The sequence below is a fragment of the Kribbella rubisoli genome, from assembly GCF_004217145.1.
GTDB classification, from domain to species: Bacteria; Actinomycetota; Actinomycetes; order Propionibacteriales; family Kribbellaceae; genus Kribbella; species Kribbella rubisoli.
The window spans coordinates 392,090-416,789 of sequence record NZ_SHKR01000017.1 but is presented as its reverse complement, the minus strand read 5'-3'; the positions used below and the strand labels follow the sequence as shown (position 1 = coordinate 416,789).

Annotated in this window: 23 protein-coding genes; 6 read left to right on the top strand and 17 right to left on the bottom strand. The window is 69.0% G+C overall.

Going from position 1 to position 24,700, the window contains the following annotated elements; genetic code table 11:
• Positions 1–20: 20 nt before the first annotated feature.
• The 7 genes from EV645_RS37510 to ffh all read right to left on the bottom strand — a co-directional run bounded on the left by EV645_RS37510 (position 21) and on the right by ffh (position 9,048).
• Positions 21–659, bottom strand: a complete 639-nt coding sequence (locus EV645_RS37510) for a response regulator (RefSeq protein ID WP_130449240.1) — start codon at positions 657–659, stop codon at positions 21–23.
• Positions 650–1,882: a sensor histidine kinase gene (locus EV645_RS37505; protein ID WP_130449238.1), complete on the bottom strand. Its 1,233-nt coding sequence runs from the start codon at positions 1,880–1,882 to the stop codon at positions 650–652. The genes EV645_RS37510 and EV645_RS37505 overlap by 10 nt, the downstream gene beginning before the upstream one ends.
• A gap of 61 nt (positions 1,883–1,943) precedes the next feature.
• Positions 1,944–3,278, bottom strand: coding sequence for an N-acetylmuramoyl-L-alanine amidase (locus tag EV645_RS37500; RefSeq protein WP_130449236.1), 1,335 nt, complete (start codon positions 3,276–3,278; stop codon positions 1,944–1,946).
• 111 nt (positions 3,279–3,389) lie between these two features.
• Positions 3,390–4,475 carry an amidohydrolase family protein gene (locus EV645_RS37495; RefSeq protein WP_130449234.1) on the bottom strand — a complete coding sequence of 362 codons (1,086 nt, stop codon included), beginning with the start codon at positions 4,473–4,475 and terminating at the stop codon, positions 3,390–3,392.
• Positions 4,476–4,499: 24 nt separating this feature from the next.
• Positions 4,500–5,678, bottom strand: coding sequence for a lytic transglycosylase domain-containing protein (locus EV645_RS37490; protein WP_242000903.1), 1,179 nt, complete (start codon positions 5,676–5,678; stop codon positions 4,500–4,502).
• 226 nt (positions 5,679–5,904) lie between these two features.
• Entirely contained in the window at positions 5,905–7,251 is a 1,347-nt protein-coding gene (locus EV645_RS37485) for a lytic transglycosylase domain-containing protein (RefSeq protein ID WP_130449230.1), read from the bottom strand.
• A gap of 231 nt (positions 7,252–7,482) precedes the next feature.
• Positions 7,483–9,048, bottom strand: a complete 1,566-nt coding sequence (gene ffh / locus EV645_RS37480) for a signal recognition particle protein (RefSeq protein ID WP_130449228.1) — start codon at positions 9,046–9,048, stop codon at positions 7,483–7,485.
• A 107-nt stretch (positions 9,049–9,155) separates the two neighbouring features.
• Between ffh and EV645_RS37475 the strand changes: the two genes are divergently transcribed.
• From EV645_RS37475 to EV645_RS37465, 3 genes are all read left to right on the top strand, one after another.
• Positions 9,156–9,602 carry a hypothetical protein gene (locus tag EV645_RS37475; RefSeq protein WP_130449226.1) on the top strand — a complete coding sequence of 149 codons (447 nt, stop codon included), beginning with the start codon at positions 9,156–9,158 and terminating at the stop codon, positions 9,600–9,602.
• Positions 9,595–10,653, top strand: a complete 1,059-nt coding sequence (locus EV645_RS37470) for a hypothetical protein (RefSeq protein ID WP_130449224.1) — start codon at positions 9,595–9,597, stop codon at positions 10,651–10,653. Before EV645_RS37475 ends, EV645_RS37470 begins: the two co-directional genes overlap by 8 nt.
• A gap of 192 nt (positions 10,654–10,845) precedes the next feature.
• Positions 10,846–11,670 (top strand): arginase family protein, encoded by an 825-nt coding sequence (locus EV645_RS37465; protein WP_242000902.1) that lies wholly within the window; start codon positions 10,846–10,848, stop codon positions 11,668–11,670.
• On the opposite strand, the gene EV645_RS37460 is transcribed toward EV645_RS37465, so the two are convergent.
• Genes EV645_RS37460 through EV645_RS37445 form a run of 4 tightly spaced genes read right to left on the bottom strand, consistent with a single transcriptional unit; the run spans position 11,660 to position 16,684 of the window.
• Positions 11,660–12,715, bottom strand: coding sequence for a DUF2332 domain-containing protein (locus EV645_RS37460; RefSeq protein ID WP_130449222.1), 1,056 nt, complete (start codon positions 12,713–12,715; stop codon positions 11,660–11,662). The two genes, EV645_RS37465 and EV645_RS37460, sit on opposite strands and share 11 nt — an antisense overlap.
• A 10-nt stretch (positions 12,716–12,725) precedes the next feature.
• Positions 12,726–14,984, bottom strand: a complete 2,259-nt coding sequence (locus tag EV645_RS37455) for a [protein-PII] uridylyltransferase (RefSeq protein WP_130449220.1) — start codon at positions 14,982–14,984, stop codon at positions 12,726–12,728.
• Positions 14,985–15,323, bottom strand: coding sequence for a P-II family nitrogen regulator (locus EV645_RS37450; protein WP_130449218.1), 339 nt, complete (start codon positions 15,321–15,323; stop codon positions 14,985–14,987).
• Positions 15,320–16,684, bottom strand: a complete 1,365-nt coding sequence (locus tag EV645_RS37445; protein WP_198682121.1) for an ammonium transporter — start codon at positions 16,682–16,684, stop codon at positions 15,320–15,322. The genes EV645_RS37450 and EV645_RS37445 overlap by 4 nt, the downstream gene beginning before the upstream one ends.
• 264 nt (positions 16,685–16,948) lie before the next feature.
• On the opposite strand from EV645_RS37445, the gene EV645_RS37440 reads away from it, so the two are divergent.
• Positions 16,949–17,626: a TetR/AcrR family transcriptional regulator gene (locus EV645_RS37440; protein WP_130449216.1), complete on the top strand. Its 678-nt coding sequence runs from the start codon at positions 16,949–16,951 to the stop codon at positions 17,624–17,626.
• On the opposite strand, the gene EV645_RS37435 is transcribed toward EV645_RS37440, so the two are convergent.
• From EV645_RS37435 to EV645_RS37425, 3 genes are read right to left on the bottom strand one after another with little or no spacing between them, the layout of a single operon-like run.
• Complete coding sequence (locus tag EV645_RS37435) at positions 17,555–18,802, bottom strand: hypothetical protein (RefSeq protein ID WP_130449214.1); 1,248 nt, start codon at positions 18,800–18,802, stop codon at positions 17,555–17,557. The two genes, EV645_RS37440 and EV645_RS37435, sit on opposite strands and share 72 nt — an antisense overlap.
• Positions 18,799–19,242, bottom strand: a complete 444-nt coding sequence (locus tag EV645_RS37430) for a sigma factor-like helix-turn-helix DNA-binding protein (protein WP_130449212.1) — start codon at positions 19,240–19,242, stop codon at positions 18,799–18,801. The genes EV645_RS37435 and EV645_RS37430 overlap by 4 nt, the downstream gene beginning before the upstream one ends.
• A gap of 30 nt (positions 19,243–19,272) precedes the next feature.
• On the bottom strand, positions 19,273–20,232 hold the full coding sequence (locus tag EV645_RS37425) for an NAD(P)/FAD-dependent oxidoreductase (RefSeq protein WP_130449210.1): 960 nt from the start codon (positions 20,230–20,232) through the stop codon (positions 19,273–19,275).
• A 75-nt stretch (positions 20,233–20,307) separates the two neighbouring features.
• Here EV645_RS37425 and EV645_RS37420 point away from each other — a divergent pair, with 75 nt between their 5' ends.
• Both EV645_RS37420 and EV645_RS37415 read left to right on the top strand, forming a co-directional pair.
• Positions 20,308–20,883: a helix-turn-helix domain-containing protein gene (locus EV645_RS37420; RefSeq protein WP_130449208.1), complete on the top strand. Its 576-nt coding sequence runs from the start codon at positions 20,308–20,310 to the stop codon at positions 20,881–20,883.
• Positions 20,884–20,910: 27 nt separating this feature from the next.
• On the top strand, positions 20,911–21,870 hold the full coding sequence (locus EV645_RS37415; protein WP_130449206.1) for an asparaginase: 960 nt from the start codon (positions 20,911–20,913) through the stop codon (positions 21,868–21,870).
• Here the strand turns inward: EV645_RS37415 and EV645_RS37410 are convergent.
• The 3 genes from EV645_RS37410 to ftsY form a co-directional block, all read right to left on the bottom strand.
• On the bottom strand, positions 21,867–23,078 hold the full coding sequence (locus EV645_RS37410; RefSeq protein WP_130449204.1) for an RNA polymerase sigma factor: 1,212 nt from the start codon (positions 23,076–23,078) through the stop codon (positions 21,867–21,869). The genes EV645_RS37415 and EV645_RS37410 overlap by 4 nt on opposite strands.
• Positions 23,056–23,463: a YciI family protein gene (locus EV645_RS37405; RefSeq protein ID WP_130449202.1), complete on the bottom strand. Its 408-nt coding sequence runs from the start codon at positions 23,461–23,463 to the stop codon at positions 23,056–23,058. Before EV645_RS37405 ends, EV645_RS37410 begins: the two co-directional genes overlap by 23 nt.
• Positions 23,464–23,528: 65 nt before the next feature.
• Positions 23,529–24,665 (bottom strand): signal recognition particle-docking protein FtsY, encoded by a 1,137-nt coding sequence (gene ftsY, locus EV645_RS37400; protein ID WP_242000917.1) that lies wholly within the window; start codon positions 24,663–24,665, stop codon positions 23,529–23,531.
• Positions 24,666–24,700: the final 35 nt, after the last annotated feature.

Genomic DNA, 24,700 nt, shown 5'->3' with positions numbered 1-24,700 from the left:
GAAGATAGCCGACCGCAGGTTCACAGTCCGAGGTAGGCGAGGACTGCGAGGACGCGGCGGTGGCCTGAGTCGGTCGGCGGGAGGTCGAGTTTGAGGAAGACGTTGCCGACGTGTTTGTGCACTGCGCCGTCGGAGATGACCAGCTTCTCCCCGATCGCGGTGTTGCCGAGTCCTTCGGCCATCAGCGCGAGTACTTCGCGTTCTCGCGGCGTGAGGCGATCGAGCGGGCTGCTCCGCTTGACCATGAGCTGGCTGACGACCTCCGGGTCGAGCACGGTCCCGCCGGCCGCGACCCGGCGTACTGCTTCGAGGAACTCGTCGACGCGGGAGACCCGGTCCTTCAGGAGGTAGCCGACGCCTTCGCTGCCGGCGGCGAGGAGCTCGGCGGCGTACACCTCCTCGACGTACTGCGAGAACACCAGCACCGGAAGCCCCGGCCGGACGCGGCGGGCCTCGATCGCGGCCCGCAGGCCTTCGTCGGTGAAGGTGGGTGGCAGCCGTACGTCGACGACCGCGATGTCGACCTGGTGTTCCGCGTTCGCCTTGGCGAACTCGTCCGCGTCGGTGGCGATCGCGGCGACCTCGAAGCCGGAGTTGTTCAGCAGCAGGCTCAGGCCCTCGGCGAGGATCGGGTTGTCCTCGAGGATGATCACCCGCACGGAAGGATCACCTCGACGGTGGTCGGCCCACCGATCGGGCTCTGCAGCTCCATGTGACCATCGATCGCCTGCACGCGGTGGAGCATGCCATGCAGCCCACTCCCCCGGCCCAGCAGGTCGGACTGCTCGCTGATCCGCGCTCCGCCGATCCCGTCGTCCATGACGGACAGGTAGAGGTCCGACCCACGCCGTTCGAGCTGTACGTCGACATGGCCGGCCGCGCTGTGCTTGGTGATGTTGGTGAGTGACTCAGCGACGACGAAGTACGCAGCGGCTTCTACAGCGGCTGGAACCTCGCCCAGCTGACCGATGCGCAGCTGGACTGGCAGGGGGCACCGGGCGGCGAGTGCGGAGACTGCTCCGACCAGACCGCGGTCAGCAAGGATCGGCGGGTACATGGTCCGCAGTACGCCGCGTAGCTCGGTCATGGCCTGCTCTGCGCCGTCACGAGCGTCGTCGAGCAGTTTGGCGGCCTTCTCCGGATCCTCTGCCATGGTCTGCTTCGCAATGCCGATCCGCATAGCCAGCGACACCAGCTGAGCCTGCGTGCCGTCGTGCAGGTCCCGTTCGATACGCCGCAGTTCGGCACCGTGGGAGTCGACAGCGCCTGCGCGGCTCTTGGTGAGCTCGTCGACCCGCTGGGACAGCCTGGCGTTCTCCAGCTCGTCCTGGCTCGGTGTCAGCAGCTTGAGGGTCGCCTTCGCGTGGCCGCGGGCCAGGGCCGGTGCAACCCAGCCCAGGATGCCCAGACTGACCAGCACCTGCAGCGGGCCCAGTGTGAGGGCCTCGAACCAGCTGTTGACGTCGAAGCCCATCAGGCTGAAGTTGCCCGGGGCAAGCCACCACAGCAACGTGCCCAGCACCGCCGAGGGCACACCCATGATCGCGGCCACTGCAACGATCAGCTCCGGGATCATCACCACTGGCATCAGCAAACACCGCAGGCTGCGCTTGAACGACTTGTCCCGGAACAGCGTGGCGACATCGCCCGGCAGCCGCGGCAGCGCGGCCGGCAACGGTTCGCCCTGCGGGACGCCGAGGTACTTCGCGGCGCGGTACCGCTCGCTGTTCGCGAGCCGCACCAGGCCGGCGGTGGCGCCCGGGATGATCCAGCCGAGGATCAGGCTGATCGGGGTCGCCGCCAGCAACGTGACTGCCTTCAGGTACCGGATGATCAGGTACCCGGCCGCCGGACCACCCCGGGAGAGAATCTTCGTGAGCATGTACCTATCCTGCGGCAGCCACACCGCAGGAGTCGGTACAGCAGGCTCTACCTTTCATGCACTAGCAGTCTGGAACGCCCGGGAGCTTGGCGTTCGGATCGTCGATGTAGATGTTGGTCATGTAGCCGCCCTGGTCGCGGAGCTTGGCCCACCAGTTGTTCGTGTAGCCGTTCGCCGTCACGGTGTCGCCCTGGACCTGGCACTCCACGAAGACCTGCGTCGGGCCGGGCAGCGTGGTCACGACCGAGGCGGACAGCTTCGGCGCCGAGCGGACGTTGACGCCGTTGCCCCAGGTGGTGAAGTTGTACTCCGGCGGGTTCGGGTCGCCGCCGTTCACCAACTGCATGTAGTAGTCCCAGTTCCAGTTCGGTCCCGGATCGGTGTGGTCGTTGCCGGGCATCTCGCTGTGGCCCTTGATGTGGTTGCGGTCCTTCGGGATGCCACGGCGGTCGGCGATGTTGGCGGTCAGTGCGGCCGACGACCGGTACATCGCGTCGGTGAACCACGACGGCTGGTCGATGAAGCCTTCGTGCTCGATGCCGATCGCGTACGGGTTCGCGCTGCGGGCGTGCCAGGCGGTGTCCTTCTCGGCCACCATCTGGGTGATCTGCCCGTCGCTGGAACGGACCACGTAGTGGGCGCTGACCTGGGCCGCCGGGTCCTTGAACCAGCTGATCGTGCCGGCGTACGAGCCCTGGGTCACGTGGATCACGATCGTGGTGATCGCCTGCGTGCGGCCGACTGCGTAGTTGCAGGTGCAGGCCGGGTTCCAGATCGCGCCCGGATAGTCGGTGGCCTGGACCTTTGTCTTGCTGCCGAGCGGCGAGACCTTCGCGTACGCGCCGAGGTCCGGCGTGACCTGCTTCGGGTCGGTCGAGACACCCGCAGTACTGACACCGCGGGCGATGACCCGGTAGACCTCGTCGGTGTACAGGCGCGCGGTCGGGCCGTCGGCGGAGTGCGAGTACTTCGCGATCACGGAGTACCACTTGCCGAGATCGGAGCGGTCCTTGAGACCCGCCTGATCGGCGTACGAATCGAGGACCGCAGCGGCGCCGAGGACATTCGACGCGTCGTCCTTGGACAGCTGGGCGACCGGCAGCCCGGTCAGTTTGCTTGCCTCGGACATCGTCTCGTTGACGTTGTTGCTGGCCAGGTGCATGACGCCGTAGCCGTTCGCCTGGCTCGGCCTGCCGTTGTGGCCGTCGAGGTGCGTCTCGGCGAATCCGACGCTGACGAGCACCTCACGCGGTACGTCGTACTTCGCGGCGGCGTCCTGGAACGCGGACGCGAGGTTCGGCTGACCGGTGGGTTGCGGTGGTTGAGCTGCATTGCTCGGGAGGGCTGTCAGTGCGAGCGCTCCGACAGCAAGCAGAATCGTGGCGGTCTTCCGCATGGGCGGCGGTCCTTCCCTGTAGCTGGTCCGCCGAGGGGCGTCGGCGGTCCCGGGAGCCACGCTAAGGGAAGATCTTCCGTCCGATCCAGTGTTTGGGTGAAGTTTTTCCCGTCACCGTCGGAGCAACACCTGACCACGGAGCGCGATCAATCGCGGGTGTGTGAGTACGGCGGGGTTCGCGCGCGGGTCCTCGTCGTACACAACCAGATCAGCCGGGTCGCCGGGTCGCAGCTCGCTCGGCGCACCGAGCCAGGCGCGGGCCGCCCACGATCCCGCGGCCAGGGCCTGCTCCCCCGACATGCCGATCTCGGTCAGCGCCTGGATCTCCTGGGCGACGAGACCATGCCCGAGGACACCGCCCGCGTCGGTCCCCGCATAGACCGGTACGCCGGCCGCGAACGCGTCCCGCAACCGGCGCAGGCGACGCTCGTACAGGTCGCGCATGTGCGCCGAGTAGACCGGGAATTTCGCGGCAGCCTGTTCGGCGTACTCGGGGAAGTTCTCGAGCTGGATCAGCGTCGGGACGACCGCGACTCCGTGGTCGGCCATCTGGGCGAGCATGTCCGGCTCGAGGCCGGTGCCGTGCTCGATGCAGTCGATGCCGGCGGCAAGCAGATCGGGCAGGGCGTGCTCGCCGAAGACGTGGGCCGTGACGCGGGCGTTGAGCTCGTGCGCTCGGGCGATCGCTGCCGTGAGCGCGTCGGCCGGCCAGCAGGGAGTCAGGTCGCCGGCCTCGCGGTCGATCCAGTCGCCGACCAGCTTGACCCAGCCGTCACCGCGACGGGCCTCCTGCTCGACGTACGCGACCAGTTCCTCCGGCTCGATCTCCCAGCCGTAGTGGCGGATGTAGCGCTTGGAGCGGGCGATGTGGCGACCGGCGCGGATGATCTTCGGCAGGTCCTCGCGGTCGTCGATCCAGCGGGTGTCGGCGGCCGAGCCGGCATCGCGGACCAGCAGCGCGCCGGCATCGCGATCCACGATCGCCTGCTGCTCCTGGACGTCGGTGTCGACGGCGCCGTGCTGGTCGAGGCCGATGTGACAGTGCGCGTCGACCAGGCCGGGCACGATCCAGCCGCCGCTGTGCACGGTCGTCACATCAGCAGCGGTGGGCCGGTCGACGACCAGCCCACTGCTGAGATGGAGCTCCTGCTGCTCACCGGCCGGCAGCACCGTGCCGAGGAGCTTGAGTACGGTCATACGTCCGACCGTATCGGGGACCTCTTAGCCGTGCGAGCCGCCGCCCGGCGTACAGGTCGGGGTGGTGGGCTCGTTGCCGGCGCACGGCGTCCCGGACGGGGTGTCCGTCGGGGTCGGCGTGTCCGTCGGGGTCGGAGTCGGCGTCGGCGTGTCCGTGGGCGTCTTGGTCGGAGTCTTCGTCGGCGTCTTGGTGGGGGTCTTGGTCGGCGTTGACGTCGGCCGGTGCGTCGGCGTCCAGGTCGGGGTGTCGATCGGCTTCGGCACCGTCGGCTTGTCCCACTCCGTCGACGGCGGCGTGGACGGCGGCACCGGCGGCGGCACGGTCGCAGTCGGCGTCGTGGTCGTCTTGGTGTCGTCCGGGACGTCGGGGACCTGCCGCGGGTCGACCTTGCGGTCGGCGTTGCCGGTCCACTTCGCGGCGGCGATGTTGCCGGACGCATTCGGGATCAGGACCGCGTTCTTGCCGTAGACGCGCATCCACTTCAGCACGGTGGCGACGAAGTCCTTGGAGTGCTGATAGCGCAGCAGGGCCTCGACCAGGTCCCGCGGCTGCTTCAGGTCGTCACCCTGGGAACAGAGCACCACGGCGACCGTGGTGACCGCGTCGTACACGTTGTTGGGGTTGCGGAAGCCGTCGCCGTTGCCGTCGGCCCCGAACTCGTCCCACACCTGCGGGATGATCTGCATCGGCCCGACGGCCCGGTCGTACGTCGCGTCGCCGTCGAACTTGCCCTTGTCGGAGTCGCTGATCCGGCCGTTGCCGTGGCGTCCGTTGAGCACCGGGCCGAGGATCCGGCCGCGGGTGGTGCCGGCCACGTCGACGCGGCCGCCGCTGGCGTGGTCGGACTCGACCTTGCCGACGCCGGCGAGCAGCGGCCAGGTGAGCCCGCAGTTCGGCCGGACGACCGCGAGGTTGGCAGTGGCGCGGCGGTAGGCGGGGAAGACTCCGCGCGGAATGCCGTTCACTGCTCCCGGCCGGCCGGGACGGACGACCGATCGGCCGTCGGTGGCTCCCTGCACGGGGACGTCGGCGCGGGCGGGCTGGTCGGATCCGAGCCGGCCGTCCACTCCCGGACGCTGCGGGACGATCATCGTCAGTTCGTCGAACTCACCGCTGTTCAGCCCGGCTCCAGGCGATGGGGCGACCGGGTTGGTACCAGCGAGCTGGCCGGTGGCACCGGCCCCGCCCGAAGCAACTGTCACGATGGCCCCGACCAGGAGCGGGGCCGTGCACAGCGAAGCGATGATTATTTTGACCCGACGGTTACCACTACGGGTTAGGCGCATAGCCCCTTCAACGAAGGAAGCGCCACAAAGTTACATCAAGACGACGCAAAGTTACGGGGCACAGAAACCCCTCGGAAAACCGGCACCGAGGTAACGACCGCGGCTACCTGACGATTCGTCGGGAGTGAGCGTACAGCCGGCTTCAGTTGCCCGGCTTGGGGGCGTCGCTCGGGGTCGCGGCCGTCTTCGTCGGGTCGGACTCCGCGCCGGTCGTGCTGCACGGACTCGGCGTCGGAGTCGGCGTGGGCGTCGGGGTGACCGTCTCGCTCGGCGACGGGGTCGGCGTGTCCGACGGCGCCGGGGTCGGCGTACAGGTCGGGTCGTCCGGCGTGCTCGGCGGAGTCGTCGGCGGAGTTGTCGGGGTCGTCGGGGGCGTGCTCGGCGGCGTGTACGGCGGCTTGGTGGGCGTCGTCGTCACCGTGCCCGGGCCGTTGGTCGGCCTCGGGATGGTCGGCTTCGACGTGCTCGGGCGGCTGCTGGTCGGCGCGGTGGTCGGAACCGTCGTCGGAGCTGTCGTCGGCGCGGTGGTCGGAACCGTCGTGGGGGCCGTCGTCGGCGTGGTGGGCGGCGGCGTGGTCGCCGTACGCCCGTTGTTGTCGTCGTCGCCGTTGTTGCCGCCGTCGCCAGGGATGTCGATCGTGCCCGGCTTGTCCGGCACGCTCACGGTGTCCTTGCTGTACGACTGCATCCACCGGAGCACCGTCGAGACGTAGTCCATCGAGTGGTTGTAGCGCAGCACCGCCTGGACCAAGCCCTGCGGGTCGGCCAGGTTCGCGCCGCCGGAGCACAGGTAGTCCCCTGTCGCCCGGGCCGCGTCGAAGACGTTGTGCGGGTCCTTGATCCCGTCGCCGTTGCCGTCCGCGCCGAACGCCCGCCACGTGCCGGGGATGAACTGCATCGGACCGACGGCGCGGTCCCAGGTCGTGTTCCCGTCGTACACACCCTGGTCGGTGTCGGCGATCGCCGCCATGCCGGGGCTGCCGTCCAGGACCGGGCCGAGGATCTTGCCGCGGGTGTTGCCGTTCGCATCGACCTTGCCGCCGCTGGCGTGGCCGGACTCGACCTTGCCGATGCCGGCGAGCAGCGGCCAGGTCAGATGGCAGCCGGGCATCGAGAGCGCGAGGTCCCTGGCCGCCTTCTGGTACGCCGCCAGCACCGTGCCCGGGATGCCCGAGGTGTCGCCGAGCACACCCTGGATCGGCTGCACGGTGCCGTCCGTCGACCCGGTGACCGGGACCCCGATCGTGGACTTCTCCTGCGTCGGCAGGCTGCCGTCGACGCCGGGCTGGGTCGGCACGTTGTTGGCCAGGTCGTCGAAGACCGCGTCCTGGCGCGGAGCGGCCAGCGCGTGCGCGTCGACGATGAACGTGTTCGAGGTGACGCCGCCGACGACGAACACGGCGACCATGGCAGTAGGCGGCGCCAAGCAGGTGCAAGCGGCGGACAACTTGCCCCGCCACGTGTCCAGGTTCTTGAACTGCTGCCTCATCCGAACCGTCCTCGACGCATTCCGCAGATGGTGTGTCTCTCGGGCGTAGGCACGATCTTAGCCGCCATGGGGTCGTGATCAACCGGTCACCGTGCGCCGCTGCGCACGGTGAAGGGTTTTCCGGCGGGGATGTGCAGCCTGTGGCCGCAGAAAGTTCACCTACCGGACACTGCCCCTCGGACACTGCCCCTCGGACACTGCCCCTCGGACAGTGCCCTTTCGGGAAGGCTGTCAGTTGCCGCCGAGCATCTTCTTCAGGTCGTCCGGCAGCTCGAAGTCGCCGCCGTCCTGCTGACCGCCGCCGAACGCGGCCGGCAACTGGCCCGGCTGCGGCGCCTGCGGCTGGGGGCTGCCCTGGTTCGCCCGCTTGGCGGGGTTGCCGGAGCCGCGCTTCTTACCCTTCTTCGCTTGCTGCTTGGCCTTCCGCGCCCCGCCGGCGCCCGCACCCGGCATCCCCGGCATTCCGGGCATCCCCGGGATGCCCTTGCCGGACGCCATCGCGGACATCATCTTGCGGGCCTCGAAGAACCGCTCGACCAGGCCGCTGACGGTGGCGACCTCGGTGCCGGAACCCTTCGCGATCCGGGCCCGGCGGGAGCCGTTGATGATGTTCGGATCGGTCCGCTCGGCCGGCGTCATCGAGTGGATGACCGCCTCGATCCGGTCGATCTCGCGCTCGTCGAAGTTTTCCAGCTGGTCCTTGAACTGGTTCGCACCGGGCAGCATGCCGAAGATCTTGGTCAGCGGGCCCATCTTGCGCACCGACTGCATCTGGGCGAGGAAGTCGTCCAGCGTGAAGTCCTTGCCGCCCTTCTTCTGCAGCTTGGCCGCGGTCTTGGCGGCCTCCTCCGCGTCGAAGGAACGCTCGGCCTGCTCGATCAGGCTCATCACGTCGCCCATACCGAGGATGCGCGACGCCATCCGGTCGGGGTGGAAGACGTCGAAGTCCTCGAGCTTCTCGCCGTTGCTGGCGAACATCACCTGGCGGCCGGTGACCTGCGCGATCGACAGCGCGGCACCACCGCGGGCGTCACCGTCGAGCTTGGACAGCACGACGCCGTCGAAGCCGACACCGTCGAGGAAGGCCTGCGCGGTGGTGACCGCGTCCTGGCCGATCATCGCGTCGACGACGAACAGGATCTCGTCCGGGCTGACGGCGTCGCGGATGTCCGCGGCCTGCTTCATCAGCTCCTCGTCGACACCCAACCGGCCGGCGGTGTCGACGATCACGACGCTGTACTGCTTCGACCGCGCCTCGTCCATCGCCTTGCGCGCGACGTCCACCGGGTCGCCGACGCCGTTGCCGGGCTCGGGCGCGTACACCGGCACGCCGGCACGCTCGCCGACGACCTGCAGCTGGGTCACCGCGTTCGGCCGCTGGAGGTCGGCGGCGACCAGCATCGGGGTCTGATGCTTGGTCTCCCGCAGCCACTTGGCGAGCTTGCCCGCAAGGGTGGTCTTACCCGCACCCTGCAGACCGGCCAGCATGATCACCGTCGGCGGCCGCTTCGCCATCCGCAGCTCGCGGGTCTCGCCGCCGAGGATCTTGACCAGTTCCTCGTTGACGATCTTGATCACCTGCTGCGCCGGGTTCAGCCCGCCGCGCACGTCGGCCCCGCTGGCGCGCTCCCGCACCGCCGCGATGAACTCCCGCACCACCGGCAGCGCGACATCCGCCTCCAGCAACGCGATCCGGATCTCCCGGGTGGTCGCGTCGATATCGGCGTCGGTCAGCTTGCCCTTGCCCCGCAGATTCTTGAACGCGGTGGAGAGCCGATCGGAAAGCGTGTCGAACACGAGAAACAGTCCGTTTCGTCGAAGCGATGAACTCCCCGAGTCTACCGGCCCCGCAACCTGTGGATAACTCCGGCGGCATGGGACTCTTTCTCGCTACCGTGAACGCCATGCCCCTCGACATCCCAGCCTTCAACAACGCCTTCGGCCGAGCCCGCGATCGGGTCCGCGGCACACAACCTGTCGACGTCCCGGCCGAGCAGGAGAGGCTGCGAGCGCTCGTCCCGGCCGACGCCTCGGACGACCACCGCGCGTGGACCGACCGGCTCATCGCCCGTCTGGCCGAGCCGCCGGCGCCGCCTCGTGAGTGGAGCGAGTTGTACTACGAGGCGGACCGCATCCACGCGGCCGCGTATCCGCCGAGGGGAAACACCGACGAGAAGATCGCGATGCTGGCCGAAGCACGACGACGAATCTGGGAGATCGCCGACCGAGCGTCGGAGGACGAGGCGGACGACATCCGGGCGATGACCGAGGATCTCGAGTCCATGGAGCGCTGGATCAGCGACCCATCGTTCCCGCTGACCGACACGCCCTTCCCGGCCTCCGATGCCTGAGTCCGCCCAGCGCGTTCCTGAGGACTCGCCGACATACCGCGAGTTCACCCGGTTGTACGACTTGGCGCGGCAGCTCCGGCCGACAGTCGCCGACAGGTGGAACCGCGAGCTGTACGCGACGAGCGGACGTGGCGGCTTTGACCAGCACACCGGAGCGATCGGTGTCCATGAGCTCCTGCTGCGCGACGGGCTGACGAGGGATCCGGCCGCCAATCCTCGGCGCCAGGCGCGCGCACTGGACGCGGTTTTGACCCGTGCCACGCAGGCAGGGATGCAGTTGGAGGCGCCAGGCGAGGCCAACGCGGTCCGGACGACGCAGTCGCGAGGCCTGCACGACGGTGTGGCGGCGGTCCGCGCTGCTACCGACTTCGAGGCCTTGGCCGAGTTGGCGGGCTACGACGGCCTGTCCTTGGGTGGTGAGCAACACAGCGGTGCGTATGCGGCGGCTAATGGGCTGATTCAGCAGGCGTCCGGGGCGAGTGTTGATCGGCGGGAGTTGATTGATCGGCTCGGTCAGGGGCCGGCGGTGATGCAGTTCGATCAGTTGGCCGAGGCCGTGGTGCGGAATCGGTTGGCGGAGATCGCGCCGGCTGAGGGGGTGGATCGGCAGGCGGTGCGGCATGAGTTGGTTGAGACGATGCTGCATCCGCAGTGGGAGTCGTTGGCGGGGCGGTCGCCTGAGGCTGGGCAGCATGTCGCTGAGGAGATCGGGCGGGGGCTCAACGCGAAGGTTGAGGAGATCCGGCGTCGCGGGCCGCATCCGGCGCGGATCGCGGAGACAGGCGGCGTACCGCAACAGCAGGTCGGCGGGGAAGCGCCGGCTGACGCGGCGCGACAGCAGACTCCGGAGCCGGAGCCGGCGATGCACCCGGCTCAAGTCGAGGAGGTAGCGGCGGCGCGGTTCTTGAGTGGGGTGGCGCCGGCTGCGGGGGCGGCGGGGCGGGGGTCGGCGCTTGGGGATGGGTCGCGGGCAACTGCGCGGGCGGCTGGGACTGCGCGAGGCGTGGCTGCGCCGCGCTTGGAGCGGCCCGGTGGGTCGGGGCGCGGGTGATGGTGCGGCTTCGCGGAACATAAGTGGCGCGTGGCGACGAGAAGTTTCCGAAGAGGGTGTGCTGATTGACAGTGGTCGGTGGAGCGTTGAGGATTTAACCTATGGGGTGGCATTCACAGGTTAGGAGCTGGTGTGCGGGTTGTGGTGGATGGGCCTTCTAACTTGGGGTTGCGGCCGCCGGTCGAGGGGGCCGTGCCGGGGTGTTACAAGCTTGCCGGGGCGTTGCGCGACCACGGGTTCGTGGGGCGGATCGGGGCGGAGGACGGTGGGTGCGTGACGCCGCCGCGGTACGACCGCGGGGCGTGGAAGCCGGGCGACGGGGTCTTCAACGCGCAGGCGATGGCGGCGTACACAGTGAAGTTGGCGGACCGGGTTGCAGGGTTCGTCGAGCAGGGGAAGTTCGTCGTGCTGCTGGGCGGTGAGTGCAGCAATCTGCTCGGGCCGGCGTTGGGGTTGAAGCGGCTGGGGCGGTACGGCGTGGTGTATCTGGACGGGCACTCGGACTTCCGGACGGTCGGCAACTCGCCGTACGTCGGGGCCGCGGGTGGCGAGGCGCTGGCGTTGGTCACCGGACGCGGGCAGGCCGATCTGACCGATCTCGAAGGGCTGGGGCCGTACACGCGAGACACCGACGCGGTGCTGCTCGGGATCCGCGAGGACGACGAGTACGCAGCCGACGTGGTGAAGGTCGGGATCCCGGTGTGGCCGGCGTTGACGATCGCGCAGGACGTCGACGCCGCGGCGGCCGGGACACTTGAGCATCTCGAGCGGGACGAGCTCGATGGGTTCTGGGTGCACCTGGACGTGGACATCCTCGACGCGGAGATCATGCCCGCGGTCGACAGCCCGGATCCGGGCGGGATCGACCACGCTCAACTGCGCGCACTCTTGCGCCCCCTGCTCGCCTCACCGAAGTGTGTGGGGATCGACGTCGGCATCTTCGACCCGGACCTCGACCCGGACGGCGTCTATGCGGCCGCGCTGACCGACACCTTGGTCGCAGCCCTCACTCCGTAGGTGTCCACCGGAGCTCCTGGCCGTGCGGCGCCGCCGTACCGAGAGTTCGGCGGGACCCGCCTGGCCAGGTCTGGAGGTCGATTCGGTACTCCCAGCCGTCCGTGCCCCGCTCGTGGCTGATCACATGGTGCGGCTCGAGGCTGAGATGGGCCAGCGGTGTCGACTCTGTCGCTTGAGCGCCTAGCTCCTCGGTCCGCTCCTCCACCGCGGACCGGTCGACGCGTCGCAGGTACTGCCACATGATCGAGTGCCACACCACCGTCACGTGGCCCTCCGACAACTCCAGTGCACGCAAGAACGAGACGGCGTCCTCCGGGCGTACGTCGGCCGGCACCTCCCGCGCGACCTCCAACGCACCCCGCAACCGGTCCAACCGCTCCGTCATGTCCGGCCAGACGTACGACGTCAGCGTCAACGCTCCGTCGGGCGTCAGCGGATTGACCGGGGCGATGTCGCACCCCACCCGTTCGACGATCCGCAGGTCCACAGCTGGCACCTGTCCCGACCACGCCGACGAGAACACCACCGGGCTGTCCTCCGGCCCGTACGACGTCCCGTCCGCGAGGTAGCGATACCGATCAGCCCGCAGGTTCAGTCCGGCCGACGCGCCGATCTCGAACAACCGCACCGGCAACGGCACGGCCTCGACCAGCTGCAGCAGACCGCCGTACAAGGAGGCGGACCGGCCCACCTCGTTCGTCTGTGGCGGCTGGGTCAGCAGCGAGCGCACCTCCCCTACCCGCGCCTGCAGCACCTGCTCGAACGCCTCCCAGCCGAGCACCGGGTCCCACGCGCCGCCCACACTCGGGTAGAACGCCGCGAGCTCAGGCACCGTGCCGGACAGCACCAGACCGTGTACGGCGCCCAGCAACCGCAGGCCGATCGCCTCACCGAACGAACGGTCCTCGTACCCCTCCAGTACTTCGACGGACACGCCACCGACCTCGTAGTCGTCCACCAGCAGCCGGAGCAGCTCGGCGTACATCGGGGAGCCGAGGTCCTCGCAGGCGACGGCTTGGCGCTGTAAAGCCTCTACGACATCCACAGCGCTGAGACTAGAACGTCAACCGATCGAGGACGGACTTCGCCGTCGTTCGCGCGTCCTCCGGTTCGAGTGGGGCGCCGTGGCGGTCAGTGAGATAGAAGACGTCGACACACTCCGCACCGAGCGTGCTGACGTGCGCAGAGCGGATGTCAGCACCAGTGGCCGCGATCGCCGCAGTGACGTCGTACAGCAGTCCTGGACGGTCATGTGCTCGCACTTGTAGGACAGTCGCGGTCTCGGACGCTTCCGGGAGCAGGTCCACTCTGCTGGCAACACGTGCAGCAGACGAGTCCCGTGCAGCCAACCGGCGTACGACGTCGCTCGAGTCCCGCAGCGCAACAGCCAGCCGGTCCCGCAGCCGGACCGGATCGGGAGCCGAACCGGCGACAGTCCACTGCGAGATACCAAGGCCTTCTACAGACGTGATGACCGCGGACCGCACGGCCAGCCGCTCTACAGCCAGTACGGCCGCCACGGTGGACAGCGTGCCCACCTGGTCGGGCACGGCAACGTTGATCCGCAGGTCGCCGTGGTGGTCGGACACAGTGAGCCCGAGCCGCCCCACACCGACCACCTGGTGCAGCACCGGCACCGGAACGGGCGGGGCCTCGGTCCACATGCCCTCGCCACCACCTGACAGCTCACCGCGCACCCGACGGCACAGCTCACCCACCAGCCGCATCCGCCACGGTGACGAGGCAGCCGGACCGGCCGCCCGCGCATCGGCGTACGTCAACGCTTCCAGCAGGTCCAGCGTCTCGGTACTGCGAACGATGCCGGCCACCATGTCCACGGTCATCGGGTCGTCCAGGTCCCGTCTCGTGGCGACCTGCGCGAGCATCAGGTGCTGCCGGACAAGCAGTGCGATGGTGTCCGAGTCCGCATCGGTGAAGCCGATACGGCGGGCCAAACGGGCCGCAATAGCTGCACCGGTGACGCTGTGGTCACCGTCGAGCGCCTTGCCCAGGTCGTGAATCAGTGCAGCGATCAGCAACAGGTCCGGCCGCCGTACGTCACGGACCATCGCCGACGCCTCGACGCACGTCTCCAGCAGATGCCGGTCGACGGTGAACCGGTGGACCGCGGACTGCGGCGGCCGGAACCGCACCGAGTCCCACTCGGGCAGGATGCGCGAGATGTACCCGGCCTGGTCCAAGGCCTCCCACACTTCAAGCAGTCCGCTGCCAGCACCGAGCAGAGCGCACAGCAACCGAAGCGCCTCTCCCGGCCACGGCTCCGGCAAGTCAGCAGCCGACGCCGCCAACCGGGCGCAGACGGCAGGTGACAGAACGAGCTCACGATCCGCAGCGACCGCAGCCGCACGCAGACCGAGCACCGGGTCCCGCTCCGGTCGCGCGTCCGGCATCAGCACGACCTCGCCCTCGTGCTGGCCCACTCCCTCGTCCAGCGCGAGCAGCAGCGGCCCACCGGTCCGCTGACGGCGCCGGGAACGCGGCGGCTTGGTCATCAAGCTCTCGACCCGTCGCCAGGACACATCGCACACATGCGCGAGCGTCCGGCCCGTCGCGTACACATGCCGCAGCAACTCGTCCCGCCCGGACAGACCGAGCCCAGCAGCCACCTCACCAGCCAGATCAGCCACCAACCGGTCAGTCGCCCGACCAGCTACCTCATGCAGTACGTCGCGGACCTCGAGCAGATCCCTCCGCGCCCGCTCCACCACCGGATGCGGTACGTCGACCAGCCAGGACGCCACCAACGCACGCAGTACGACGGCATCCCGCAAACCGCCGTACGCCTCCTTGAGGTCGGGCTCCGCGAGATGCGCGAGCTCTCCGACCGTGGACGCTCGATCGCGGCACGCCTGCGCCAGCCCGGGCAGCCGGGTGCGCGCAGTACGACGCCAGTCCGCCATCAGCACGGACCGCAGCTGCAGCGTCAGGTGTGAGTCGCCGGCCACGTGGCGCGCGTCCAGCAGACCGAGCGCGACCCGGTCGTCCGCTGCGGCGGCCTCGCGTGCTTCGGCCAGTGTGCGGACACTGTGGTCCAGCTTGGTCCGCGAGTCCCACAGCGGATACCAGATCTGTGCGGCCAGCTCGTCCACCCGTGGGTACCCCTCGACGTGCACGAGCATCACATCGAGATCGCTGTACGGCGACAGCTCCTCCCGGCCGTAGCCGCCGACCGCGACCAGCGCGACGCCCTCGGTAGGTACACCGAGGGCGTCACAGGCCTTGGAGAGGAGCAGGTACAGCAGCGCGTCGGCCTCCTCGGCACGGACGCGCCGCTGCTCTGCTCTGTCCACCATCTAGAGGGCGTCTCCGTCCAGCTCACCGGTCCGGACCCGGACGATCGTGTCGACCGGGGTGACCCACACCTTGCCATCACCGATCTTGCCGGTCTGCGCCGCCTTGACGATCACGTCGACCACGTCGGCGCTGTCACCGTCCTCGACGACCACCTCGAGCCGGACCTTCGGCACCAGGTCCACCTCGTACTCGGCGCCACGGTAGACCTCGGTGTGGCCCTTCTGCCGGCCGTAGCCGCTCGCCTCGGTGACCGTCATACCGGTGACGCCGAACGTCTCCAACGCGGCCCGGACGTCGTCCAGCTTGTGCGGCTTGACCACCGCGGTGACCAGCTTCATGCCTTGACACCTTCCTTCTCCGACGGCTCCGTGGCCTCAGTGGTCCCATTCTCGGCCGTCTCGGCCGGAGCCGGCACCGGGCGGGACGACAGCGCGCCGCGCAGACCCGACGAACCGAGGTAGTCGTACGCCGTCTCCGCGTGCTCGACCTGGTCGACACCGGTGACCTCGTCGTCCTCCTTGAGCCGGAAGCCGATCGTCTTGTCGATCACCTTGCCCAGGATGAAGGCGACGGAGAAGGAGTAGATCGCGACCACCACGTTGGCCACTGCCTGTCTGCCGAGCTGGGTGGCGCCGCCACCGTAGAACAGACCGTTCACGGCCGACGGCGCGGCCGCCGAACCGAACAGACCGATCGCCAGCGAGCCGAACAGACCGCCGACGAAGTGCACGCCGACCACGTCGAGGGAGTCGTCGAAGCCGAACTTGTACTTCAGCGACACCGCGAAGGCACAGATGCCGCCGGCCAGCAGACCCACAGCCAGCGCACCGAGCGGGGTGACCGCACCACACGACGGGGTGATCGCGACCAGACCGGCGACCGCACCGGACGCCATGCCCAGTGTGGTGGCTTTGCCGTGCGTGAGCCGCTCGACGATCAGCCAGCCGATCACCGCGGCGGCGGTGGCGGCCTGGGTGTTCACGAAGGTGACCGCGGCGGTGGTGCCGGCGCTCAACGCGGAGCCGGCGTTGAACCCGAACCAGCCGAACCACAGCAGACCGGCGCCGAGCAGCACCAGCGGCAGGCTGTGCGGCCGCATCGGGTCCTTCTTCCAGCCGACCCGCTTCCCGAGCACGATCGCCAGCGCGAGCGCGGCGGCACCGGCGTTCAGGTGGACCGCCGTACCGCCTGCGAAGTCGATGGCCTTGAGCTTGTCACCGATCCAGCCGCCGTTGCCGTCATCGAGGAACCAGACCGAGTGCGCGACCGGGAAGTACACCAGCAGCGTCCAGCCGACCACGAACGCGATCCAGCCGCGGAAGGTCGCCCGGTCGGCGATCGCCCCGGAGATCAGCGCGGGGGTGATGATCGCGAACATCAGCTGGAAGGCGACGAATGCGAGCGTGGGCGTCGTCCCGCTCACCGCCTCCGGCGCGAGCAGGCCCTTCAGGCCCACCTCGGAGAAGTCCCCGATCACGTGCCCGGTGTCACCGGCAAAGGTCAGCGAGTAGCCGACCACCACCCAGAGGATGGTGACGACGGCGATGGTGATGAAACTCATCATCATCATGTTCAGCACGCTCTTCACGCGCACCATGCCGCCGTAGAAGAAAGCCAGGCCCGGGGTCATCAGCATCACCAGGGCGGCACTGGCCAGAACCCAGGCGGTATCGCCGGCGTTGATCTCCATCAACGTCATCCCTTCCATCGAACTGGGGGTGGCCGGCGTCCTCAGTCGGGAGGTCTCCACAACGCCGGGGAGCCCGCCGCTCGGCCACAACGGACACGGTGTCGGCGCGCCGTTTCAGCCGATCGGTCCGTTTGTTTCAGGCATGTGACAAAGCGGGCTCCCAGGTGACATCGCGGTGACATGACTCACCGGAGGCCAACTTGTGGCACTCTGGCCTGGACCACACGGGCCAGCAGCCGCGCCACTGCACCCGTCTGAGCTGGGGACGTAGAAATGGAGCCGATCTACGGGGTGAGGCCGCGCCGCGGCAGACCACGGGACCCGGAGGCGGAGCCGAGGATCCGCCGGTACGCCGTACAGCTGCTGCTGGAGCGGGGATTCGACGGAATGACGGTTGACGACGTTGCCGAGGCCGCGGGGGTCGGCAAGGCGACGATCTATCGCAGGTGGGCCAGCAAGGAGCTGCTCGCCAACGACGCCATGGCCGACCTGTTCAACATGGAGATACCGGATGCGGATACCGGCTCGATCGCCGGCGACCTGCTGGAGGTCTACCGGACCGCACTGATCTTCGCCAACAGTGAAAGGGGACTCGCACTCATCCGCCTCGCAGTCGCCGAGGCGAACCGCGACCCGCGGTCCGCGCAGATCTACCGGGACGTCCTGGACCGGCGGATCGAGCTGACCGAGGCCGCGCTGGACCGGGCCAGAGCCCGGGGAGAACGGGTCCGCAGCACCGCGGATCCGGTAGTGATGGTGGAGTGGATGGCGGGTGTCTTCGTCGTCCGGGCATTGACCGGACGCCCGATGCCGCCGCCGGAGGACGCCGAGCGCCTGGCCGACGTCACCCTGCGGGCCATCCTCGACGGGTGGAGCGGCTCATGGCCGCAAACCAGGTCCGAGAGCCAGCTCGCCCACCGCGAGTTCGGTGACTCTGCGGACCTGTCCTGAGTCCAGGTCCCAGGCCAAGACCCAGCCTCGGACCTGCACCAGTACGTTCTGCTGGTCGTACCAACCCAGTACTGCGCAGCAGCCGGGCTCCCGCACGTAGGACGGGTCCCCGGCGCCGGCCGGTGTCTGCGCGGAGCCGGTGAAGGGTTCACCCAGGATCAGCAGCCGGCTGTGACGCATGCTCAACGTCGAAACGGCCGCTACGCCCTGTGGTTGCGACCTCATCGTCGGGACCTCCGGCAGCTTCTCCGCGACGAACAGCCGGGCGACACCGCTACCGGACGAGAACGTCTGACCGACCCACGTCCGGACCGGAAGTGTCAGCGGGCCTTCCTCCGTCCACTGACCGGTGACGAGGTAGCGCATCAGATGGCCGGTCTCGATCCGGAACGGCGAGGTGACCGCCTCCGGGTCGTCCGAGCCCTCGATCCGGACCAGTGGCGGCTCGCCGTCGCCGCCCTCGCCGACCAGCACCCGGTACGCGACACCTGGTCCGCTGACGAGGATGCGTTGGTCGTCCTCGAGCCAGGACACGCTCCGGAAGTCGCCGGCGGGCAGCGGGTACTGCGAGATCTCGGCCGTCGACGCGTCGACGGTGACGAGCTTCCCGGGCTGTGGGAAGGCGACGACCTTGCCGTCGGGTGACACCGCTCCCGAGCTCAACGGTGAACCACCGTCGACGGGGGCCAGCTGGACCGCGGCCTGCGACCAGGACGAGTCGCGGCCGAGCAGGAGCGGCTCGTAGGCGTCGCCGTTCTTCACCAGCACCACGGCGGCGACGCGATCGAGCTTGTGCTTGGCCAGCGGACGCACCTTGCCCGGCAGCTCCAAGCGGTCGCCGAGCGGAGTCTCGAGCCGATCGAGAAGCCGCTCGCTGCCGGGCGGCGGCGCCACCCAGAAGTCGATTCCGGCGATCTTGCCGGCCGGTGCGAGGTAGTCGCGCGGAGTCGGGGGCTTGTTCGGCGGGGTGATGTCCGCGTTGCCGCGCGACCCGACCTCGATCGAGATCGAGATGATCAGCAGTACGACGAACACCGCGATCACACTGACCACGGCGATCCGGCGCCGACGCCGTCGTACCTTCAGTCCGGCTGCCCACGCCGCATCGGCCAGGTCCGGTTCGGGTAGCCGGTCTGCTGCCTGGACCAGCAGCGGTGGAACGTCTTCCCGCCTCATCGGGCATCACGCCAGTCCCCCGCGCCCAGCGCCGCACGGAACCGCCCGAAGGCGGTCAGCCCGTGCGCGTGGACGGCGGTGTGGGACATCCCGAGCAGATCGCCCACCTCGAACTCGGTGAGCTCCTCCACGTGGAGCAGGACGAACACAGTGCGCTGCGCGGGTGTCAGCTCACCCAGTGCGGCCTTCACCTGGTCGTCCTCGTCCGGGAACGCCGGCGAGCGGTTCCACGGCTTCAGCGCCGGCAGATACAGCATCCGCTGCACGAACGCGTCCGGGTCGTCCACCCTGGTCCACTGCATCGACAGCTGCGTGAACGCGCGCAACAGCGCCTTCTCGGCTCGCTCGAGGTCGCCGTACACCAGGTACGCCGTACGGAGCCATCTGCCTTGTCGTGCATCCACGAACGAGGCGAAATCCGGGTCGACCGTGTCGCGCATCCACCCTCCCGCCTATATTCAACTCCTCAACTACTCCCCGCGGCCAGAGCCAGCTTCCGATCGCGCCCAAGCCGTCTCCTCCACGATCAGGTCGTAGTTGATCCCGGCACCCGCCATCAGGCCGGCCCCAGCGGATGGCATCACCTGTGCCATCGGATTGGTGACGTTGCCTGCCGCGAAGACGCCAGGGACCTCTGTCGCGCCCATGCCGTCGACCTGGATCGCAGTACCGACCTCAATGCCGTTGTTCTCGACCAGGGTCGGCTCCAGCCCCAGATCCGCCAGGAAACCCGCCCGGGCGCGCACAGTGGTCTGGATCGCCAGCGCCTGCCGCGGGATGACCTTGCCGCCCTCCAGCCGCACTCCGGTGATCCGGTCGTCGGACACCTCGACCTGCTCGACTTTGCCTTGTACGACGGAGATGCCGCGCGCAGCCAGCTCCTCCCACTGCTCATCGGTCGGCTCCGGCGCCGTGTGCAGGAACAGCGTCACGTCGTCACTCAACTGCCGGAACAACTGCACCTGATGCAACGCCATCGGACTGGTCGCCAGTACGCCGATCGCCTGGTCCCGCACCTCCCAGCCGTGGCAGTACGGGCAGTGGATCACGTCCCTCCCCCACCGCTCCGCCAGTCCGGCCACGTCAGGCAGTACGTCGGTCAGCCCGGTCGTCACCAGCAATCGCCGGCTGCGGTACGTCGTACCGTCGGCCAGCTCGACCGTGAAGCCGTCGTCGTCCTTCCGCGCGGTCGTCACGGTGCCTTCGGCGAGCTCACCGCCGTACCCGACGACCTCCTCGCGGCCGAGCGCGTAGATCTCACCCGGCGGCGTGCCGTCGCGGGTCAGGAAGTTGTGCACGCCCTCCGCGGGCGCGTTGCGCGGCGTACCGTCGTCGATCACCAGCACCGAGCGGCGGGACCGGACCAGGGCCAGCGCTCCACTCAGGCCGGCGGCGCCGCCACCGATCACGATCACGTCGTACTTCGTCATGTCCCGCACTCCTCGTCTCGACTGTGATCCGAGGATGCGTCGTGGTTTTCATTTTCAACAAGTATTGTTGCTGGTATGGCAAACGACGAGGACGTGCTCGAGTCGGTCGGACCGCGACTGCGGGCGCTGCGGATCGAGCGCGGGACCACGCTGGCCCAGCTGTCCGAGACCACCGGCATCTCGGTCAGCACGCTGTCCAGGCTGGAGTCCGGTCAGCGCCGGCCGACGCTGGAGCTGCTGCTGCCGCTGGCCCGGGCGCACCAGGTGCAGCTGGACGAGCTGGTGGACGCACCGCCGACAGGCGACCCGCGGATCTACGCGAAGCCGATCAAGCGCCACGGCACGGTGCACATCCCGCTGAGCCGGCGGCCGGGTGGGATGCAGGCGTTCAAGCAGATCCTGCCGGAGGGGTATCCGGGCAACGACGTGGTGCAGAAGACGCACGACGGCTACGACTGGCTGTACGTGCTGTCCGGGCGGGTCAGGCTGAAGCTCGGCGACAAGGACTTCATCCTGAAGGAGGGTGAGGTGGCCGAGTTCGACTGCCGGGTGCCGCACTGGTTCGCCAATCCCGGTCCTGGACCGACAGAGGTGCTATGTCTTTACGGCCCGCAAGGGGAGCGGATGCACGTCAGAGCGCGCACTACATGACACAGGCCAATTGACAGGAGATACGCAGTGAGCGTCGCGTTGTTCACGTTGGGCGGAACGATCTCGATGGCAGGCAGCCAGCGGCTGACCGGTGACGACCTCACCGCGGCAATGCCGGGGCTGTCCGAGCTTGGCCACCCGGTGGAGATTCAGGACATCGAGAAGATCCCCAGCGCCAACCTGACCGCCGCCAAGATCCTCGAGGTCGTCGACGCCGCCTCGAAGGCCGTCGCCGCCGGTGCTGCGGGCGCTGTGGTCACGCAAGGCACCGACACGCTCGAGGAGACCGTCTTTCTCGCGGATCTGGTCTGGCCGCACCCGCAGCCGCTCGTCTTCACCGGTGCGATGCGCAACCCGACGCTGGCCGGACCAGACGGTCCCGCCAACCTCCTGGCCGCACTGCGCGTCGCCTGCTCCCCCGCGGCACGCGACCTGGGCGCACTGGTCGTCTTCAAGGACGAGATCCACGCGGCGCGCTGGGTGCGCAAGACCCACAGCACGAGTACGGCGACCTTCGCATCGCCCAACACCGGGCCGATCGGCCATGTCGTCGAGGACCGGGTCAGCGTCCTCACCCGCCCGCTGCGGCTGGACGGCGTACAGGGCAGCGCCGAGCCGGCCGAACTCGACAACCTCAAGGTGGCGCTCTACACGGTCACCATGGACGACGACGGCCTCCTTCTGCAGGGACTGGCCGACACACACCAGGGCCTGGTCGTCGCTGGGTACGGCGTGGGACACGTGCCGGCCGCACTCGCTCCGGTGCTCGGCGACCTGGCCGCCCGGATGCCGGTCGTCCTGACTTCACGCACCGGCGCCGGCTCGGTGGTCCGCAACACGTACCACTCCCCCGGCTCGGAGACCGACCTGCTGCAGCGTGGCCTGATCGAGGGCGGATTCCTCGACCCCTACAAGGCCCGCGTGCTACTTCGGTTGCTCTTGGCAACAGACGACGACATCGCCGCGGCGTTCGCGCAGTACGTCTAGCTGAGCGACGCGGCCTTGGATATCAGGTAGTCGCGTTCGGGGAGGCTCGTCGTACCGCGGGCCGCCGCGCGGAAGTGTTCGGCGGCGGTCTCGCGGTCGCCGCGCATCTCGTAGAGATGTCCGCGGGTGGCGTCCAGGCGGTAGTGGCCGGCCAGCTCCTCGTCGAGTGGTTCGAGGAGTTTCAGACCGGCGTCGGGGCCGTCCACCATGGCGGCCGCGATCGCCCGGTTGAGCTTCACCATCGGATTGCCGGACAGGTCCTCCAGTAGTCCGTACAGCGCGAGGATCTGCGGCCAGTCGGTGTCCTCGGCGCGGTCGACCTCGTCGTGCAATGCTGCGATGGCGGCCTGGATCTGGTACTCGCCTAGTGGCGGCGTGTTGAACGCCTCGACCGCTAGAGCCACACCTTCGGTGATGTGGTCGCGGTGCCACAGCGATCGGTCCTGATCTGCCAGCGGGATGAGCTCTCCGCCCTTACCGGTCCGCGCTGCGCGGCGGGCGTCGGTCAGCAGCATCAGAGCGAGCAGTCCGGCCACCTGACCGTTGTCGGACAGCTGTGCGCGTACTGCTCGCGTCAGCCGGATCGCCTCGGTCGACAGGTCGCTGCGGTGCAGCTCCGGGCCACTAGTACTCGTGTAGCCCTCGTTGAACATCAGATAGAGGACGTGCAACAGGTTGCGCAGCCGGTCCGGGTCGGCGTCCAGTTCGAAGCTGGCGCCCTTCAACTTCTGCTTCGCGCGGCTGATCCGCTGCGCCATCGTTGCCTCAGGCACCAAGTACGCCGTGGCGATCTCGGCCGTCGTCAGACCGCCGACCGCCCGCAGAGTCAGCGCGATCGCCGAGGCCGGGGTGAGCGCGGGATGGCAGCACAGGAACAGCAACCGGAGCGTGTCGTCGTGCTCCTCGGTCTCCCCCCCCGGCACCTCGCGCAGCGCCGCGCGTTCCTCACGTCGGCGGCGCGCTTGCTGCTGCCGTACGTCGTCGATCAGCCGCCGCGAGGCCGTCTGGATCAGCCAGGCCTTCGGCTTGTCCGGGCGGCCGTCCCGCGGCCAGGTCGTCGCGGCGGCCAGCAGCGCCTCCTGGACCGCGTCCTCCGCCGCGGCGAAATCACCGGACCAGCGCACGACCGCGCCGAGGACCTGCGGCGTCAGCTCGCGTAGCAGGTCCTCGAGGCCGTGATCAGGGTCAGAAGTCGTGCAGGTCGGCATCGCCGTCCATCACTCGGCGTACCTCGATCGGCTGCTCGAGAGGGACGCCACCGGGACCGGGGGCGGCAGACTGCTCGGCGGCGATCTCCAGCGCCCGCTCCTCCGACTCGACGTCGACCATCGTGTAGCCGGCCAGGACCTCCTTGGCCTCGGCGTACGGGCCGTCGGTCAGCACCGGCGCGCTCACCCCGGTCGCCCGGACCACCTTGGCGTGCCTGGGCCAGGTCAGTGCGTTGACCTCGACCAGCTCGCCGCTCTGCCGCAGCCGCTCGATCGAGTCCCCCAGGTGCTTCATGTGGGCGTTTCTGTCGGCCTCGTCCCATTCCAGCATCGGGATGTCGGTGTTACCGCCGTCGTTGGTCATCAGCAGCATGAACTTGGTCATGTCATCTCCTTCTCGTTCGGGCCTTCACCCGGAGACGAAGCCGGTCTCTGCAGCTCTACATCAATTCATTCCAGCAGGGCGTCGACGAACTGCTCAGCGTCGAACGGCGCCAGGTCGTCGGGTCCCTCGCCGAGACCGACCAGCTTGACCGGTACGCCGAGCTCCCGCTGCACCGCGATCACGATGCCGCCCTTCGCCGTACCGTCCAGCTTGGTCAGGACCAGCCCGGTGACGTCGATCACCTCTGCGAACACGCGGGCCTGGGTGAGGCCGTTCTGACCGGTGGTCGCGTCGATGACCAGGAGTACTTCGTCCACCTGTGCCGTCTTCTCGATGACACGCTTGACCTTGCCGAGCTCGTCCATCAGACCGGTCTTGGTGTGCAGGCGGCCGGCGGTGTCGACCAGCACGACATCCGCCTCCTCCGCGATGCCCTCCTTGACCGCGTCGAAGGCGATGCTCGCCGGGTCGCCGCCCTCCGGACCGCGCACAGTTCGGGCGCCGACGCGCTCACCCCAGGTCTGCAGCTGGTCCGCGGCGGCCGCACGGAAGGTGTCGGCGGCACCGAGGACGACGTGCTTGTCCTCGGCGATCAGGACCCGGGCCAGGCGGCCGACGGTGGTGGTCTTGCCGGTGCCGTTCACTCCGACCATCAGCATGACGGCGGGCTGCCCGTCCTTGCGGCTCGCCTTGAGCGACCGGTCCATCGACGGGTCGACCAGAGCGACCAGCTCCTCGCGGAGGATGTCGCGGGCCTGTGCGGCGCCGACGCCCTCCACGCGCATCCGGGTGCGCAGCTTCTCGACCAGCTCCTGCGTCGGCGCGACGCCGACGTCAGCGGTGATCAGCGTGGTCTCGATGTCCTCCCACGCCTCCTCGTCGAGCTTGTCGCGGGACAGCAGCGCGAGCAGCCCCTTGCCGAGCGAGCCCTGCGAACGCGCCAGCCGGGCGCGCAGCCGGACCAGCCGGCCCTGTGCGGACTCCGGCTTCTCGAGCGTCGCGGCGGGAGCGGTCTCCGCCTCCGGAAGCTCGGCATCCTCCAGCGTCCGGGTCGGGGTGTCCCGGGGTTCCTCGGCGTCCTCACCGACCTTCGGCTCCGGTGCCTCCACGGCGGGTTTGGTGGCCGCGGGCAGCTCGGAACGGCGCCGCCGGGCGACGACCAGACCGGTCGTACCGACGACGAGAACGACCGCGATCACCACAACAATTGTGATCAGGGCCTGGTCTGTGAGAAGCG